The sequence below is a fragment of the Staphylococcus hsinchuensis genome, assembly GCF_038789205.1.
Classification (GTDB): Bacteria; Bacillota; Bacilli; order Staphylococcales; family Staphylococcaceae; genus Staphylococcus; species Staphylococcus hsinchuensis.
Genome location: NZ_CP128355.1, coordinates 971,529 through 987,337 on the forward strand (window position 1 = coordinate 971,529; position 15,809 = coordinate 987,337).

The following is a 15,809-nucleotide window of genomic DNA, read 5'->3' on the forward strand; positions in this document are numbered from 1 at the left end:
AGGGAAGGGGGTAGATGATGAGTTTAATCGTAATATTTTGTATGCTGTTGCTAATCATGTGTGTGCTATTAGTAACTTGTTTAAATGATCAACTACAACGACTCAGCGGTTACATTGCATTATTAGCACCAGTAATCACATCTATTTATTTTTTAGTACAGTTACCAAAGGTGTTAAATGGACATTATATTAATGTGCATATACCTTGGATGTCTAATTTGAATATTAACCTTGATTTTAGAATAGATGGGTTGAGTTTATTTTTCAGTTTACTTATCTCGCTAATAGGCGTGGCAGTATTTTATTACGCAACACAATATTTATCTAAGGATTATGACCATTTACCGCGATTTTATATTTATTTAATACTGTTTATGTTAAGTATGTTAGGAATAGTAACTTCAAATAACTTAGTGGTTCTATATATCTTCTGGGAACTAACGAGTGTTGCTTCGTTTTTACTCATTTCATATTGGTATAGTAAGGGTAAAAGTCAATTTGGCGCCATGCAGTCGTTCGTCATTACGGTGTTTGGTGGCTTAGCAATGCTTATCGGTTTTATTATGATTTACACAATTACCGGTACATTCACTATTACTTCAATATTGAAACATAGTGATGAGATTGCACATAGTACTTTATTCATACCAATCATTATTATGATATTAATCGGTGCCTTTACTAAATCTGCACAATTTCCATTTCATGTTTGGTTACCTAAAGCAATGGCAGCCCCAACGCCAGTTAGTGCTTATTTACATTCAGCTACAATGGTAAAAGCCGGTATCTTCCTATTATTGAGATTGACACCGTTACTCGGTCTAAGTAACTTTTATTTTTATGTGGTCACTTTTGTAGGTCTCGTAACGATGATTTACGGTGCTATCAATGCAATCCGACAATATGATTTAAAAGGCATTCTTGCATTTTCTACTATCAGTCAATTAGGTATGATTGTTTCCATGGTCGGGTTAGGAAGTGGTTTTGCACAAAATAGTACAGGTGCATTAGCACAAAGTTACAGCTTAATCTTATTTGCAGCAATCTTCCATTTGATGAATCATGCACTATTTAAAGGGGCATTGTTCATGGGGGTAGGCATTATTGATCATGAAACAGGAACACGAGATATCCGTAAATTATCTGGTTTGAAAAAGGTCTTGCCTCTAACGCATATCATTATGTTACTTTCGGCTTTATCTATGGCAGGGATACCGTTTTTAAATGGCTTTTTAAGTAAAGAAATGTTCTTTGATGGACTCGTGCATGCATCCAAATTACCACAATTCAATATTGTGTTGACCATTATAATTACTTCAATCGGCGTGATAGCGAGTATTTTTACGTTAATTTATGCATTATACATGATTAAAGAGGTATTTTGGGGTGATTTTGAAAAGCCCGAGCAAGCGCCAACACCTGTACATGAACCACTTAAATTCCTCTTACCTTCCGGCATCATGATGTTGTTACTTCCAATCATATTTGTGGTTCCTAACGTGTTTGGTCATTTTATTGTATTACCAGCGCTAAGAAGTATTACAGTTGGAGAGAAGGTAGATAAGTTCGCACCGCATGTCTCTCAATGGCATGGATTTAATTTACCATTATTATTAAGTGTTATTGTTATCCTCATCGGTATACTCGGTGCACTTAAAGTTAACTGGAAAAGGTATAGCGCAATTACATCAGAACAATCTATCTCTAGTATGTATTTAAATACTTTTAAACAGTTTGAACATTATTCTGGTAAAAGTATACGGGGGTTAATGAATAACCGATTGAATCATTATATTATTCTTACGTTGCTCATATTTATTGGCATTGTTTTTTATGGAATGATTCAAATAGGTATGCCTAAAGTACATCTCATACATGTCAGCGGATTTGGCCCGTTAGAAGTGATTACCTTGGTGGTAGTATTTATCATTGGTATTGCATTAATATTTATACGTCAACGTCTGACGATGGTCATATTAAATGGAATCATTGGTTATTGTGTCACAATCTTTTTCATTTTAATGAAAGCACCTGATTTAGCTTTAACACAACTCGTTGTTGAGACGATTACCACAATTTTATTCATCGTCAGTTTCTCTAGATTACCTAACGTGCCAAGATCCAAGGTACATAAACGTCGAGAAGCTATTAAAATTGGTGTTTCATTAATGATGGCAATCACGGTCGTGACACTCGTATTTATAGCTCAACAAAGTGATGCGATGTCTTCAATTTCTACTTATTATCATCAAGCATATAAATTAACAGGTGGTAAAAATATTGTTAATGCTATCTTAGGTGATTTCCGTGCATTGGATACATTATTTGAAGGCTTAGTATTGATTATCGCTGGTTTAGGTATTTATACGTTACTTAACTTTAAAGATAGGAGGGGTCAAGATGAAAGAGAATGACGTTGTATTAAAAACCGTGACAAAAATTGTCGTTTTTATTCTGTTAACGTTTGGATTTTATTTGTTTTTAGCAGGACATAATAATCCTGGCGGTGGCTTCATTGGCGGATTGATTTTCAGTTCAGCGTTTTTACTCATGTTCTTGGCCTTTGATGTCAAAAAGGTATTAGTTTCATTGCCGCTGGATTTTAGAATATTAATGATTATTGGTTCGTTAATTTCATTTGTTACGGCAGTTTTACCAATGTTTTTTGGTAAACCATTCCTCTATCAAACGGACGCACACATTCATTTTCCTATATTAGGTGAAGTACATGTGACTACAGTGACACTATTTGAAGCGGGCATCGTTTTAGCAGTTGTTGGTGTAGTAGTGACTGTGATGTTGTCGATAAGTGGGGGTCGTTCATGAATATTTTATTGTTATTAGTTATAGGATTTTTAATATTTATTGGAACGTACATGGTTCTGTCAGTGAATTTAATCCGTATCGTTATCGGTATTTCTATTTTTACTCATGCAGGCAACCTCATCATTATGAGCATGGGGAAATATAATAAGCATATGAATGAACCATTGATAGGTTCTGGTAATACGGCATATGTTGATCCATTATTACAAGCAATCGTGCTGACTGCGATCGTCATTGGCTTTGCGATGACAGCGTTTTTACTTGTGCTCGTATATAGAACGTATCGTGTGACGAAAGAGGACGAAATTGACGTGTTGAGAGGTGAAGAGAATGATTAGTAATTTATTAATCTTTCCATTGTTACTTCCAGCCGTCTGTGGATTAATTCTTGCTTTTGTCCGAACTCAAAGTAGATTATCACGTGTGTTATCTATCGGTGTAATGGCGCTTACGACGCTCATTTCCTTATATTTATTAATACATGTTATGAGATATAAACCGATTGTATTAGATTTCGGTGGTTGGAAAGCACCTTATGGTATTCAATTTGTTGGTGATGAGTTGAGTTTACTATTAGTAACGACATCGAGCTTTGTCGTAACGCTTATCTTGTCATATGGCTTTGGTCGTGCTGAAAAAAGAGCAATCCGTTATTATTTACCAAGTTTTATTTTATTCCTAACAGTTGGTGTGATTGGCTCATTTTTAACAGCAGATTTATTTAATGTTTATGTCATGTTTGAGGTCATGTTATTAGCCTCGTTCGTACTTATCACATTAGGCCAATCAGTTGAACAGCTACGTGCAGCAATTATATACGTAGTCTTAAATATTATTGGCTCATGGTTGTTATTACTTGGGGTTGGATTACTCTATAAGTTAACTGGCACACTCAATTTTGCGTTAGTTGCACAACGCATAGGAAACATGCATGACAACAGTGCAGTTTTCATTATTTCGATGATTTTTCTCGTGGCATTTAGTGCTAAAGCTGCGTTGGTCCTCTTTATGTGGTTACCGAAAGCCTATGCAGTGTTAAATACTGAACTTGCAGCATTATTCGCTTCGTTAATGACGAAAGTAGGTGCCTATGCATTGATTCGATTCTTTACATTAATCTTTGATGAAAAAGTAGGTCTTACGCACAATCTTATGATCTTCTTGTCGTGTTTGACGATGATTATTGGTGCATTTGGTGTGCTCGCATACACTGATATGAAAAAAATAGCTGCCTATCAAGTGATTATATCGATAGGATTCATCATATTAGGGCTTGGTACACATACTTTCGCTGGGACGAACGGGGCAATCTATTATTTAACGAATGATATTGTCGTAAAAACACTACTATTCTTTGTTATCGGTAGCTTAGTTTACGTTACTGGACACCGTCATTTTCGCCATCTCAAAGGATTGGCGAAGAAAGAGCCATTCTTCGGTGTAGTATTTGTAATTATGATTCTTGCAATTGGTGGCGTTCCTCCGTTTAGTGGATTTCCTGGGAAATTATTAATTTTCCAAGGTGCGATACAAAATGGAAATTATGTCGCGTTAGGTATGATGGTGGTAACGAGTCTGATTGCAATGTATAGTTTGTTCCGAATTTTCTTCGTCATGTACTTCGGAAATAGTGAAAAAGGAGAGCACAAAGATTACCTATCTATTCCTAAATATCGTAAAGTGCTCTTTGGCATATTATTAACGGCTGTTATGTTTATCGGAATAGCTGCACCTGTCTTATTAAGCGTCACTAATAAAGCTACCGAGTTAAATTATAAAGATGGTTTATATGAACAAACAGTCAATCCTCATCTTGTAAAGGAGGCTAAATAATGAGACAAGTCTTACTCAATATTGTCATTGCTTTATTATGGGTCTTATTCCAAGACGAAGAAGCATTTAAAGCCTCGACATTCTTTGCAGGATATTTAATCGGTGTCATCGTAATTTATATATTACATCGTTTTTTTGGACAACAATTTTACCTGAAAAAAGTATGGGTAGCTGTAAAATTTTTAGCAGTATATTTATACCAACTCGTTACTTCAAGTATTTCGACAATTAATTATATTTTATTTAAAACAAAGCGTATCAATCCAGGACTCGTAGCATATGAAACAAAGCTGACTAGTGACTGGGAAGTCACTTTTTTAACGATCTTAATCATTATTACTCCGGGGTCTACAGTGTTGCGTATCTCAAAGCAAAAGCAGAAATTCTTCATTCATGCCATAGATATTTCGGAAAAAGAGAAACAGAAATTACTTAAAAGCATTCAACAATATGAAAGTCTCATTTTGGAGGTGACGGAATGATAGATATATTAATTAACTTTTTCATTACCAGTTCACTTGTTATTTTCGGTATTGCGTTGTTGTTAACATTATTCAGAATCATTAAAGGTCCAACGACTTCAGATAGAGTCGTCGCATTTGATACGGTTAGTGCGGTGCTCATGTCTATCGTGGGTGTTTTAAGTATAATATTTGGGACTTTCACATTTTTAGATTCAATATTGCTCATTGCTATTATTTCATTTGTAAGTTCTGTATCGATTTCACGATTTATCGAAGGGGGGCACGTCTTCCATGCCAACAGTAAACGAAAGCGTTAATCTTATCGCAGCGATTATGATGTTTTTAGGTAGTATTATTGCTTTGATTAGTGCGATTGGATTGATTAAATTCCAAGATGTATTTTTACGAAGTCATGCCTCAACCAAGAGTTCGACACTATCCATATTACTCACTTTAGTTGGCGTTATTATTTACTTTATCTCTTCCCAAGGATACATCAGTGTTCGTTTAATATTAGCACTCGTATTTATCAACTTGACTTCGCCTGTGGGAGGCCATTTGATTGCTCGAGCGGCCTATAGAAATGGCGCCTATATGTACCGTAAGAGTGATGCACCTAGAGGAACGAGTATTTTATTAAGTTCCAATGAAAATAATACGTTTGAACAATTAAAGAAAAGAGCGGAAGCACGCGAGGCGCGAAGACGTGACTATGCTGAAACAACTGATGAAGATTAAAATAAAAATGTAATAACCTATTTGTAATCTGTGAGATAATAGATTGCGAATAGGTTTTTCTATATATATTTAAATAATATAAAATAATTAAAAGTAATGTAATTATAAGTAAAATAGAGCAAGACATTTAATCAATAACAAAAATAATGGTAAAATTAATTCGAGTGTAATTGTATGTTTAATTTATTGAGAAATTTAGCATGGGTTAAAAATGATATAAGGTGCCTGTGCTTAATATAAGTTAAATAGTTGTTGTCAGAACATTCAGTAAATGACAAATTAGAGATTGAGACACATTTAGCTTCAGCAGTTTATATTTGTTTCAACCTCCACAAATAATCAATCACAAAATAAGATGTAAGAGGTGAAACTTTGCAACTATTTGAAACACTACTCATATTTTTGGCTTTAGTTATTATTAGTTCTTTAGTACATATATTCCTTTCTAAAGTCCCACTTGCTTTTATTCAAATTATACTAGGTGTGTTACTTTATGTTACACCTATCCCCGTGGAATTTAACTTCGATTCTGAATTATTTATGGTTGTTTTAATCGCTCCATTATTATTTGTTGAAGGTGTCGATGTATCCAGAGTACATTTGAAACGGTATATTAAACCTGTGTTGATGATGGCGTTAGGCCTTGTATTTACAACTGTTATTGTCGTAGGTTTCTTTGTACATTGGATTTGGCCTGATTTACCTATGGCAGCCGCTTTTGCATTAGCAGCTATTCTTTGTCCGACAGATGCGGTAGCGGTGCAAGCAATCACTAAAGGTAAAGTCTTGCCGAAAGGTTCTATGACAATTCTTGAAGGTGAATCGCTGTTAAATGATGCTGCTGGTATTATTTCTTTTAAAATAGCAGTCGGCGCATTAGTGACGGGCGTATTTTCAATAGGACAGGCGGTTGAACAATTCCTAATTTCCTCTATAGGTGGTTTAGTCGTAGGATTTATTATTGGTATGGCATTGGTACGTTTCAGAGTGACGTTATCACGCCGAAGTATAGAAAATATTAATATGTTTACCTTTATCCAATTAATGACGCCTTTCGTTACTTATCTTGTAGCTGAAATGTTTCATGCGTCAGGCATTATTGCAGCAGTCGTTGCAGGACTCATCCATGGATTTGAACGTGATCGAATTGCCCAATCTAGGACACAACTTCAAATGAGTTACAATCATACTTGGAATATATTGAGTTATGCGTTAAATGGCTTTGTATTCTCGATCTTAGGTTATCTCATACCTGAAGTTGTAGGACGTATTATTAAACATGAACCAGAGAATTTGTTATTTTTAATTATAATCACTTGTCTTATCGCACTTGCTGTTTATGCGTTTAGATTCTTATGGGTGTTAGTGCTCTATCCATATTTCTACTTACCTGTCAGCCCATTCCAAAAAATGATTACACAAAACGAAGAAGATCAGGCTGTAACTGAAACACCACCTAAACGTAGAAAATATGCTTTTATCATGTCACTATGTGGTGTTCATGGAACAATCTCATTGGCAATTGCATTGACTTTACCGCACTTATTGGCGAATCAAAAAGCATTTACTTTCCGTGATGATTTATTATTCATATCTTCAGGTATGGTATTGATAAGTCTCATCGTGGCACAGTTTGTATTGCCACTCGTCACACCTTCAATCGTAGAACCAGAAGATAAAGGGATGAACTTTAAACAAGCACGTATTTATATATTGGAAAAAGTGATAGATAATTTACATCAAATGTCTTCAATCGAATCTAGTTTCCAATATGGTAATGTAATAAAAGACTATCATGACAAGCTTGCGTTCATAAGAACTGTTGAAAAGGACGATGAAAACACGAAAGAGCTTCAAAGACTACAAGCGATAGCCTTCGATGTGGAAAATCAAACGCTTAATAAATTAGTCGAAGAAGGCAAAATTACATCTAGTATTTTAGATAACTACATTCGATATTCTGAAAGAACACAAATTTATAAGCAGGCAACGTTATTGCAAAGATTGAAGTTAAAAGGGAAATTACTTATTTTGAGAAAGAGAATGAAACGCAACATGAGAGTGAATGCTGCATCATCTTTATCAATTATTGAAAATTTAAAAGAAATTTCAGCTGTCATGCGTCATGTACACTATGATGTGGTTACACGACTAGTTGAAGAAACAACTGAAGATAATAAACTTGAAATTGGTATGGTCGGCGATAGTTATTTAATTCGTTCTGAAAACTTAACGCCTTCAAACTTCTTAAGTCCTCAAAAGGAAACTTCTATAACGAAAATTAAACTCACAGCATTGAGAGAACAACGCCGTATTTTAGGACAAATGATTGAAGATGAAAAGGTGAGCGAAGCAACTGCATTGAAAATTCGTGAAACGATTAACTATGATGAAATGATTATCGTAGATCGCTTAACAGATTAAATAAAAAGGCTGGGAAATCTTATATTTCCCAGCCTTTTTATTGGCAACTACTAACTTACACGAAAAAGGGAATATGAAACTTATTTCAAACTGAGTTAGCTGTGCCTAGGCAGTACTAGATTATAAAAACATTATTATATAATAGTAATGCTCTCATTGATTGGGGCTATTGAATACCGCCATGCCGTACGTACTAGGGGAGGATAACGTACGGCATGGAACTATTCAGAATTGAGATTTAACTTGAGGTGATTACTGTGGTTAAGTCTCAATTCTTAAAATAGCCTGCTCGTTATTTCATGCTTTTATGAATCGTGTCTATGTTATGTTTCATCATATCGTAATAGGAGTTACCATCTGAGTCTTTTGGACCGATGGAGTCAGTAAACACTTCACCATAAATATCTTTGTTCGTATCTTCACTTAAACTTTTCATTGATTTTTTATCGACACTTGTTTCAACAAGAAGATGTTTAAGCTTGTGTTGTTTTACAAATGAAATTGCTTGTTTCATTTGGTTAGGTGTCCCTTGCTTTTCTGTATTGATTTCCCATATATAACCCGAGTTGATGTCATATTGCTTTGAGAAATATTTAAACGCACCTTCGCTTGTAATCATAGAACGTTCTTTTTTAGGAATATCTTTGAATAAGCGATGACTCTTCTTGTTTAACGTTTCCAATTTGTCTATGTAGTTGTGGCTACGTTTTTTAATCGTTGTTGCGTGTTTGTGATCTTTTTTAATAAGTGTTTCTTGAATCGTTTTAGCATATTTAATGCCATTTTCTAAACTTAACCAAGCATGCGGGTCTTGTTTGGACGCATTGCCTTTTTCGTTATTTAAGTAAAGTGGTTTAACCTTTTTAGATACTTGAATGACTGAATTGTCTTTCGTAGATTTACCAGCTTGGTCTAATGCTTTATCGAACCAACCATTGCCTGACTCTAAATTTAATCCATTGTAAAACACAATATCAGCATCAGTTAACGCCTTAATATCTTTTGGTTTTACTTCATATTCGTGTGGATCTTGACCAATGGGTACGATGCTATGTACTTCGACGTCATCGCCACCAATGTTTTTTACCATGTCGTAAATAATAGAGTTCGTTGTTACAATTTTTAACTTTTCGTGGTCTGATGCGTTATTTTTATGTGTATTACACCCAGTTAATATGAGCATAGTAAAGAGCATAATTACGAATAGTTTTTTCATGTTGTTTGTCCTTTCCTTGTTAAAATAGTTAACTTTTTATAAATAAAAATAATGATATATATACTAAAGGCACATAATACGATAGTTGCTCCACTCGGAATATTGTATATATAACTAAAATAAAGACCGATGATTGCACTTATCGTACTAATTAAACTTGAAATGATCATCATCGTGGATAAACGTTTCGCGATTAAAAAGGCCGCTGAAGCGGGCGTAATTAATAAGGCGACAACTAATATAATACCTACTGTCTGTATACTTGCTACAGTGACAAGAGACAGTAACAACATAACGAAATAATGTAAAAATGTTGTTTTTAATCCACTTAGTCTACTGAAAGTTGGATCGAAAGTTGAAATCATTAGTGGTCTATAAAATACGATGATGAGGACCATGACAAAAACACTTACGCCAATCGTTGACCAAAAGGTTTCGTTTGTAACTGCTAATAAGTTTCCAAACAAAATATGGTATAAATCTGTTGTACTATTTATCAAACTAATTAAAATGACGCCTGAAGCTAGAAATGCTGTAAAGCTAATACCAATGGCGGCATCGGGCTTCGTTTTACTGTTCTTTGTAATAAAACCGATAAAAAAGCTTGCAACCATACCAGTTACTAACGCTCCGAAAAACATCGGGACTGCGAAGTAATAAGATAAAGCAACGCCTGGTAACACAGCATGACTCATCGCATCTCCCATTAACGACAGTCCTCGAAGAATGATTAAACAACCAACTGTGCCACACACAATCCCTACGATAATCGAGAGAATAAAGGCATGATTTAAAAATTTATAATCGAATAAATGTTGTAAAAAATCCACTATGCATAACTTCCTTTCGTTTCCTTGTTGGCCGAAAGAAAAACGCTATTGATTTGTTCCGGTTCCATTGCCTGTTTGCTATCTCCAAAAAACTTTACCGTTTTATTAATCAAAATGATACGGTCGAAATATGTTTCAGCAGATGATAAATCGTGGTGAACGATGAGTAGTAACTTGCCTGCTTCCTTTAACTGTTTGAGTTGGGTCATTATAATTTGTTCGCTACGAAAATCCACGCCTACAAATGGTTCGTCGAGTAAATAGATATCGCTCTCACTCATTAATGCACGTGCGATTAATACACGTTGTAACTGACCACCACTTAACTGAGAAATTTGGCGATGTCTCAAATCCTCTAATTCCATCTTTTTGAGTAATTCATTGAGCTTATCTTTCGTTTCATGTCCTTTTTTCTTAAACCATCCTATATTTTTATACGATCCAGAAATAATCACGTTTGTCACGTCTATTGGAAAGTCCAAATCAATTTGTGATTTTTGAGGTATGTAGGTAATGGCTTTGAGATGATTGGTTATCGGTTTATTTTGGTAGTTAATCTGACCAGAATATTTAAATTCACCAATAATAGATTTGAAAAGTGAGGATTTTCCTGCACCATTTGGACCAAATACACCGATAATTTCTCCTTGTATAGGAATGTTTAAGGTGACGTTATGTAAGACGTGTTTCACACCTAAAGTTAAATTCAAATTTTTAATAGATAACACTTTAGACCTCCTTAATTAAAAGTTTAGGTTAACCTAATTTATTTTATTATATATCAGAAACTTTTAGCGTGTCAAGTTATTTCGTGATACAATAAGATGAATGATTTAAGAGGTGAGAAAATGCTGACTGAAGAAAAAGAAGACTATTTGAAAGCTATTTTGACGCATGATGGTGATCAATCCTTTGTTTCTAATAAAACGTTGTCCCAATACTTAAATATAAAGCCACCCTCAGTAAGTGAGATGATTAACCGATTGGAAAAATCAGGTTACGTTAACATCAAGCCTTATAAAGGGGTTCAGTTGTCAGAAACTGGTTTGACTTACACCTTAGATATCATTAAACGCCACCGATTAATTGAATTATTTTTAATTAAAATATTGAAATATAATTGGGAAGAGGTCCATCAAGAGGCAGAGGTATTAGAGCATAAAGTTTCGAAGTTATTTGTCGAACGATTGGATGAATTGTTAGATTACCCTAAGACATGTCCGCACGGTGGTATTATTCCAAGAGATCATCAATATAAAGAGTTATATACATCAAATATATTGCAATACCAGACTGGTGAAAGTGTAAAAATCAAACGTGTCCGTGATAAAACTGATTTACTCATTTATTTAACGAGTAAAAACATTTACATTGATGAAACCGTTAAAATCATAGATAAAGATGAAACTAATCGTGTAATTATCTTAAAGAAAGCAGATGACACGATTTTGTTAAGTTACGACAATGCGCAACATGTTTATGCAGAGGTCAGCGAATAATAAAGAAGAGTAAAAACGTGTATTTAAAAAATTCGAAGAGTAAAGCCTCTCAAAAGATTTTAATAAATCTTTTGAGAGGCTTATTTTATATTGTGATGAAGTGAATATGTAGGCATTTGAAGTAATTCTACCAAGGTAAATAATGTCCAAATAAATGGTATACGGTTAGAAGGTTAATCGCTATCCAAACAATACTAAAAATAAAAGTTGGTATGTGGGTTAAATCCTTTAATGTACTGCCGTCCCAAGTAATAGATTGAGCATTAAACGTTAGATTCACAATTGTCCAAGATGATTGTAGGACTTCGCCAAGCAATACGCCTACGATAAAGTGATATACAATTGGGACGATATAAGTCATGATAATCGGATCGTTATTTTGTAATAGAAAATATAATAGTATGATTAACAAAATAATGATAATAATGGGTAAAAACTTTCGAGAGGTCAGGACGAGAAAATAAATAAATATCACTAAATATGTAAATATAAAAATACTCGGATATTTTAATTCCACAGCTAAAAAGCTTAAATAAAGCATGAATGGTGGCATGATATAACCACCTAATGTCGTAATCGCTTGGCCGAGGAGTCCTTTAGATTGTGTAATCGCATAACCTTGTTGAGAAGTAGCTTGACGTTCTTTCGGCAAAGCGACAATTACTAAATCTTTCGCTTTCCCGCCACTTATTTTATTAAATAAAATATGCCCAAACTCATGTGTAAGTACGGGGATATAATTTAAATAAATATCTAAAAATTGATTCACGGGTTTAAGTCGATTATTGTGAATCACAATATAGGCAAGCGCGATAAACAAGATCCACAGAATATGTAATTGTATTGATGTATTTAAAAAATTATTCAGTAATGTCATAGCAAAACCCCAATTTATCACTTTTTAATGTTCCCATATAAGTTTAACTCCTTAATGATTCATTAAGTATAATCCAAAATAATAATCTGTGCATTTAGACTTTAGATGTATCTTTTTATTAACTTATTTTCTCTAGGTAATGTTTGTGTTAAGATTGTTAATAATATGTAAAGGTAGTCGTCCAACTGGGGCGAGTGAGGAGTTAATCATTATGACACATATCAATGAGAAAAATAAAGTTGATGTGTTATCTGTAAGCTTTGATAATGTTACTTTATTTGATATGCAACATAACATTAATCAATTTTTCAATACACAGCAACATCAAAATATGTTCATCGTAACTGCAAATCCAGAAATTGTTTATTATGCATTTCATCATAAATCATATCAGCAATTAATTAATAAAGCGGATTTTGTTATTCCTGATGGTATCGGTGTAGTCTTAGCTTCCAGAATTTTAAAGACACCTCTGAAAGATCGTGTGCCAGGTATCGAATTAATGGAAAGTTGTCTTGATATTGCCAACTATAAACAGCAAAAGGTCTTCTTATTAGGTGCCGAAGATTCGATTGTACAACAAGCACAACATAATATTGAACAACAATATCCAAATATAGAAATCGCAAGTCATCATGGTTATATTGAATTAGACGATGAAATTGTTGCAAAGAGAATACAAGACTTTCAACCTGATTATGTATTTGTTGGTATGGGTTATCCTAAACAAGAACAATGGATTGCAAAGCATCAACATGCATTTAATCAAACATTATTTATGGGTGTAGGTGGCGCTATTGAAGTCTTTAGTGGAACCAAGAAACGTGCACCTATGTTAATGAGACGATTAAACTTGGAATGGGTTTATCGTTTGTTAATTGATTGGAAACGTATCGGTAGAATGGCTGTCATACCAAAATATTTATTCAGTGTGTTAAAATCACAAAATATGTTTAAGCGTAAACACGTTTAAGAACTATAAATGTGATAATCAACAATATTAAATTAGGAAATATAAAAACCACCCTTAGCGTAAAAATCACGTTTAGGGTGGTTAATTTATTATTGAGTTATTTTACTTCGAATCTAGAACTATCTAATTTTTTGCGGAATGCCTTTTGTTCTTTCTTTGAACGCTTTTTGAACCCTTTTAAGAAAGATTCATATTCCGGTAAGACATCTTCTAATTCACCGTACTGCTTTAATTTGCCGCCTTCAATCCAAGCAATTTTAGTACAGAATTCACGTACTTGTTTCATGTTATGGCTGACGAAGAAAATCGTTTTGCCTTGTGCTTTATATTCATAAATTTTATCTAAACATTTTTGTGCGAAAGTTTGGTCACCAACAGATAATGCTTCATCAATCACTAATATGTCAGGATTTGTAGTGATATTGATTGAAAAACCTAGTTTAGCACGCATACCACTAGAATATTTTTTAACGGGTTGATAAATAAATTCACCGAGTTCACTAAATTCTACTACTTCAGGTGTGAGTCTTTTGATTTCTTTACGCGTAAAGCCCATGCATAACATCTTAAATTCGATGTTTTCCATGCCTGTTAACTGGGCATTTAAACCTGCGTTGATAGCAATAACACTCACATCACCGTTACGTTCAATCTTGCCATGCGTAGGAGATAATGAACCGCCTATCATATTACTTAAGGTAGACTTTCCTGAGCCATTGATTCCTACGAGACCTACAACATCACCTTCATAAGCTGTAAGTGAAAGGTCGTTTAATGCGTAAAATGTTTTATTTTTATTAAAGGGTAAAAGTGCATCCTTTAAACGCTCTTTGTTATTGCGATAAATTCGGTATTCTTTTGTTACATGGTCAATGTTAACCGATACAGTCATATTTCTACCTTCCTTATTTACAGTTAGCTCCATTATATTATATATTATAATAGTTGTTAAATTTATTAACCTATTGTAAAGTTGGTAAATATAATTTAAAGTTATAGAGCAAATACAGTTTTTAAATTTTACTGAATATGAGAAATAAAATCAACTATAAAAATAAATTTGATTGATATGATGATCATCATACTTGTAAGTAATGAAAATATAAAGCTCTTAAATAAGTGGCGCATTGCATTTTGAAATTAAAAGTATTTATTTAGCAAAAAGATAGTCTATTGATTGAAAGTGTGGTTTATATAAATGAATGCAGTTTGGGTAGTTTTTAAAGAGCATTTTAGAAATTTTTATCTTATTCAAAGGTTAGCACAATTCCAAGTAAAGATTTCAAATACGAATAACTACTTAGGAATGGCGTGGGAATTGATCAATCCTGCTCTACAAATATTAGTTTATTGGTTTGTGTTCGGATTAGGTATTAGAAGTAATGGTCCAATTGATGGCGTGCCATTTATTTATTGGTTGCTTGTTGGTATTAGTATGTGGTTTTTCATCAACCAGGGCGTTTTAGAAGGGACAAAATCAATAGCCACTAAGTATAATCAAGTCTCGAAGATGAATTTCCCGTTATCTATTGTACCTACTTATATTGTTATGAGTCGGTTCTATGGACATCTTGGATTGTTAGCAATTGTCATGATTCTCTGTATGATTGGTGGGTTTTATCCATCTATTTATACATTACAATTATTAATTTATGTACCAATGGCATTAGTATTAACCACGTCTATCGCCTTATTTACTTCCACATTAGGTGTGCTAGTAAGAGATACTCAACAAGCGATTCAAGCATTAATGCGTATGGTATTCTTTGCGTCATCTATCTTGATCGTTCCGCCAGATGGCATCGTAAAGCAAGTCATGCAGTTTAATCCAATATATTACCTAGCGGAAGCATATCGTGCAGCGGTATTGCATAAAGAATGGTATTTCATCACTCACTGGGAGTTAACATTATATAATGTAGGTTTTATCTTGTTTATGTTTGTTGTTGGTGCCTTTATGCACATGCGTTATAGAGATCACTTTGCAGACTTTATGTAATAAGTGCCTGCTTTAAACGTTTTAAATTAAGTAGATAGAAAAAATAGCCTGAGATAGAAAATATGTCTCAGGCTTAGTCTATATTTAGGAATAAATAAACGCTTATACATTATGGATTTAAATTGCGTTT

General features: G+C 33.8%; 16 protein-coding genes. 11 read left to right on the forward strand and 5 right to left on the reverse strand.

Annotated elements, in window-relative coordinates:
• The first annotated feature begins 17 nt into the window (after positions 1–17).
• The 8 genes from QQM35_RS04820 (at position 18) to QQM35_RS04855 (ending at position 8,285) form a co-directional block, all read left to right on the forward strand.
• Positions 18–2,414 (forward strand): DUF4040 family protein, encoded by a 2,397-nt coding sequence (locus QQM35_RS04820; RefSeq protein WP_251943371.1) that lies wholly within the window; start codon positions 18–20, stop codon positions 2,412–2,414.
• Complete coding sequence (mnhB2, locus tag QQM35_RS04825) at positions 2,401–2,826, forward strand: Na+/H+ antiporter Mnh2 subunit B (protein WP_251518797.1); 426 nt, start codon at positions 2,401–2,403, stop codon at positions 2,824–2,826. The genes QQM35_RS04820 and mnhB2 overlap by 14 nt, the downstream gene beginning before the upstream one ends.
• A complete protein-coding gene (mnhC2, locus tag QQM35_RS04830) occupies positions 2,823–3,164 on the forward strand; it encodes a Na+/H+ antiporter Mnh2 subunit C (RefSeq protein ID WP_251518799.1) in 342 nt (113 codons plus the stop codon). The genes mnhB2 and mnhC2 overlap by 4 nt, the downstream gene beginning before the upstream one ends.
• Positions 3,157–4,659: a Na+/H+ antiporter Mnh2 subunit D gene (mnhD2, locus tag QQM35_RS04835; protein WP_251518801.1), complete on the forward strand. Its 1,503-nt coding sequence runs from the start codon at positions 3,157–3,159 to the stop codon at positions 4,657–4,659. The genes mnhC2 and mnhD2 overlap by 8 nt, the downstream gene beginning before the upstream one ends.
• Positions 4,659–5,141: a Na+/H+ antiporter Mnh2 subunit E gene (gene mnhE2, locus QQM35_RS04840; RefSeq protein ID WP_251518803.1), complete on the forward strand. Its 483-nt coding sequence runs from the start codon at positions 4,659–4,661 to the stop codon at positions 5,139–5,141. The genes mnhD2 and mnhE2 overlap by 1 nt, the downstream gene beginning before the upstream one ends.
• Complete coding sequence (gene mnhF2 / locus QQM35_RS04845) at positions 5,138–5,440, forward strand: Na+/H+ antiporter Mnh2 subunit F (RefSeq protein WP_342610563.1); 303 nt, start codon at positions 5,138–5,140, stop codon at positions 5,438–5,440. The genes mnhE2 and mnhF2 overlap by 4 nt, the downstream gene beginning before the upstream one ends.
• On the forward strand, positions 5,415–5,861 hold the full coding sequence (locus tag QQM35_RS04850) for a Na+/H+ antiporter subunit G (RefSeq protein ID WP_251518808.1): 447 nt from the start codon (positions 5,415–5,417) through the stop codon (positions 5,859–5,861). The genes mnhF2 and QQM35_RS04850 overlap by 26 nt, the downstream gene beginning before the upstream one ends.
• 372 nt (positions 5,862–6,233) lie before the next feature.
• Positions 6,234–8,285, forward strand: coding sequence for a sodium:proton antiporter (locus QQM35_RS04855; protein ID WP_342610564.1), 2,052 nt, complete (start codon positions 6,234–6,236; stop codon positions 8,283–8,285).
• A 292-nt stretch (positions 8,286–8,577) separates the two neighbouring features.
• Here the strand turns inward: QQM35_RS04855 and mntC are convergent, their stop codons facing one another.
• The 3 genes from mntC to QQM35_RS04870 are packed head-to-tail and all read right to left on the reverse strand — an operon-like array spanning position 8,578 to position 11,059.
• Complete coding sequence (gene mntC / locus QQM35_RS04860; protein ID WP_251518812.1) at positions 8,578–9,501, reverse strand: manganese ABC transporter substrate-binding lipoprotein MntC; 924 nt, start codon at positions 9,499–9,501, stop codon at positions 8,578–8,580.
• Positions 9,498–10,331 (reverse strand): metal ABC transporter permease, encoded by an 834-nt coding sequence (locus QQM35_RS04865; RefSeq protein WP_418128323.1) that lies wholly within the window; start codon positions 10,329–10,331, stop codon positions 9,498–9,500. Before QQM35_RS04865 ends, mntC begins: the two co-directional genes overlap by 4 nt.
• Positions 10,331–11,059: a metal ABC transporter ATP-binding protein gene (locus QQM35_RS04870; protein ID WP_342610565.1), complete on the reverse strand. Its 729-nt coding sequence runs from the start codon at positions 11,057–11,059 to the stop codon at positions 10,331–10,333. Before QQM35_RS04870 ends, QQM35_RS04865 begins: the two co-directional genes overlap by 1 nt.
• Positions 11,060–11,179: 120 nt before the next feature.
• Between QQM35_RS04870 and QQM35_RS04875 the strand changes: the two genes are divergently transcribed.
• Complete coding sequence (locus tag QQM35_RS04875) at positions 11,180–11,830, forward strand: metal-dependent transcriptional regulator (protein ID WP_251943363.1); 651 nt, start codon at positions 11,180–11,182, stop codon at positions 11,828–11,830.
• Positions 11,831–11,957: 127 nt separating this feature from the next.
• On the opposite strand, the gene QQM35_RS04880 is transcribed toward QQM35_RS04875, so the two are convergent.
• A complete protein-coding gene (locus QQM35_RS04880; protein WP_251518817.1) occupies positions 11,958–12,707 on the reverse strand; it encodes a M50 family metallopeptidase in 750 nt (249 codons plus the stop codon).
• A 211-nt stretch (positions 12,708–12,918) separates the two neighbouring features.
• On the opposite strand from QQM35_RS04880, the gene tarA reads away from it, so the two are divergent.
• Entirely contained in the window at positions 12,919–13,680 is a 762-nt protein-coding gene (gene tarA, locus QQM35_RS04885; protein WP_342610566.1) for an N-acetylglucosaminyldiphosphoundecaprenol N-acetyl-beta-D-mannosaminyltransferase TarA, read from the forward strand.
• Between the two features lie 97 nt (positions 13,681–13,777).
• Here the strand turns inward: tarA and tagH are convergent, their stop codons facing one another.
• Complete coding sequence (tagH, locus tag QQM35_RS04890) at positions 13,778–14,572, reverse strand: teichoic acids export ABC transporter ATP-binding subunit TagH (RefSeq protein WP_251518821.1); 795 nt, start codon at positions 14,570–14,572, stop codon at positions 13,778–13,780.
• A gap of 306 nt (positions 14,573–14,878) precedes the next feature.
• Between tagH and QQM35_RS04895 the strand changes: the two genes are divergently transcribed.
• The gene (locus QQM35_RS04895; protein ID WP_251518823.1) at positions 14,879–15,679 is read left to right on the forward strand and encodes an ABC transporter permease; all 801 of its coding nucleotides are present in this window, start codon (positions 14,879–14,881) and stop codon (positions 15,677–15,679) included.
• Positions 15,680–15,809: the final 130 nt, after the last annotated feature.

Coding starts and splice junctions, on each gene's coding strand:
- QQM35_RS04820 (WP_251943371.1), top strand. CDS start 18: ATGAGTTTAATCGTAATATTTTGTATGCTGTTGCTAATCATGTGTGTG.
- mnhB2 (WP_251518797.1), top strand. CDS start 2,401: ATGAAAGAGAATGACGTTGTATTAAAAACCGTGACAAAAATTGTCGTT.
- mnhC2 (WP_251518799.1), top strand. CDS start 2,823: ATGAATATTTTATTGTTATTAGTTATAGGATTTTTAATATTTATTGGA.
- mnhD2 (WP_251518801.1), top strand. CDS start 3,157: ATGATTAGTAATTTATTAATCTTTCCATTGTTACTTCCAGCCGTCTGT.
- mnhE2 (WP_251518803.1), top strand. CDS start 4,659: ATGAGACAAGTCTTACTCAATATTGTCATTGCTTTATTATGGGTCTTA.
- mnhF2 (WP_342610563.1), top strand. CDS start 5,138: ATGATAGATATATTAATTAACTTTTTCATTACCAGTTCACTTGTTATT.
- QQM35_RS04850 (WP_251518808.1), top strand. CDS start 5,415: ATGCCAACAGTAAACGAAAGCGTTAATCTTATCGCAGCGATTATGATG.
- mntC (WP_251518812.1), bottom strand. CDS start 9,501: ATGAAAAAACTATTCGTAATTATGCTCTTTACTATGCTCATATTAACT.
- QQM35_RS04875 (WP_251943363.1), top strand. CDS start 11,180: ATGCTGACTGAAGAAAAAGAAGACTATTTGAAAGCTATTTTGACGCAT.
- QQM35_RS04880 (WP_251518817.1), bottom strand. CDS start 12,707: ATGACATTACTGAATAATTTTTTAAATACATCAATACAATTACATATT.
- tarA (WP_342610566.1), top strand. CDS start 12,919: ATGACACATATCAATGAGAAAAATAAAGTTGATGTGTTATCTGTAAGC.
- tagH (WP_251518821.1), bottom strand. CDS start 14,572: ATGACTGTATCGGTTAACATTGACCATGTAACAAAAGAATACCGAATT.
- QQM35_RS04895 (WP_251518823.1), top strand. CDS start 14,879: ATGAATGCAGTTTGGGTAGTTTTTAAAGAGCATTTTAGAAATTTTTAT.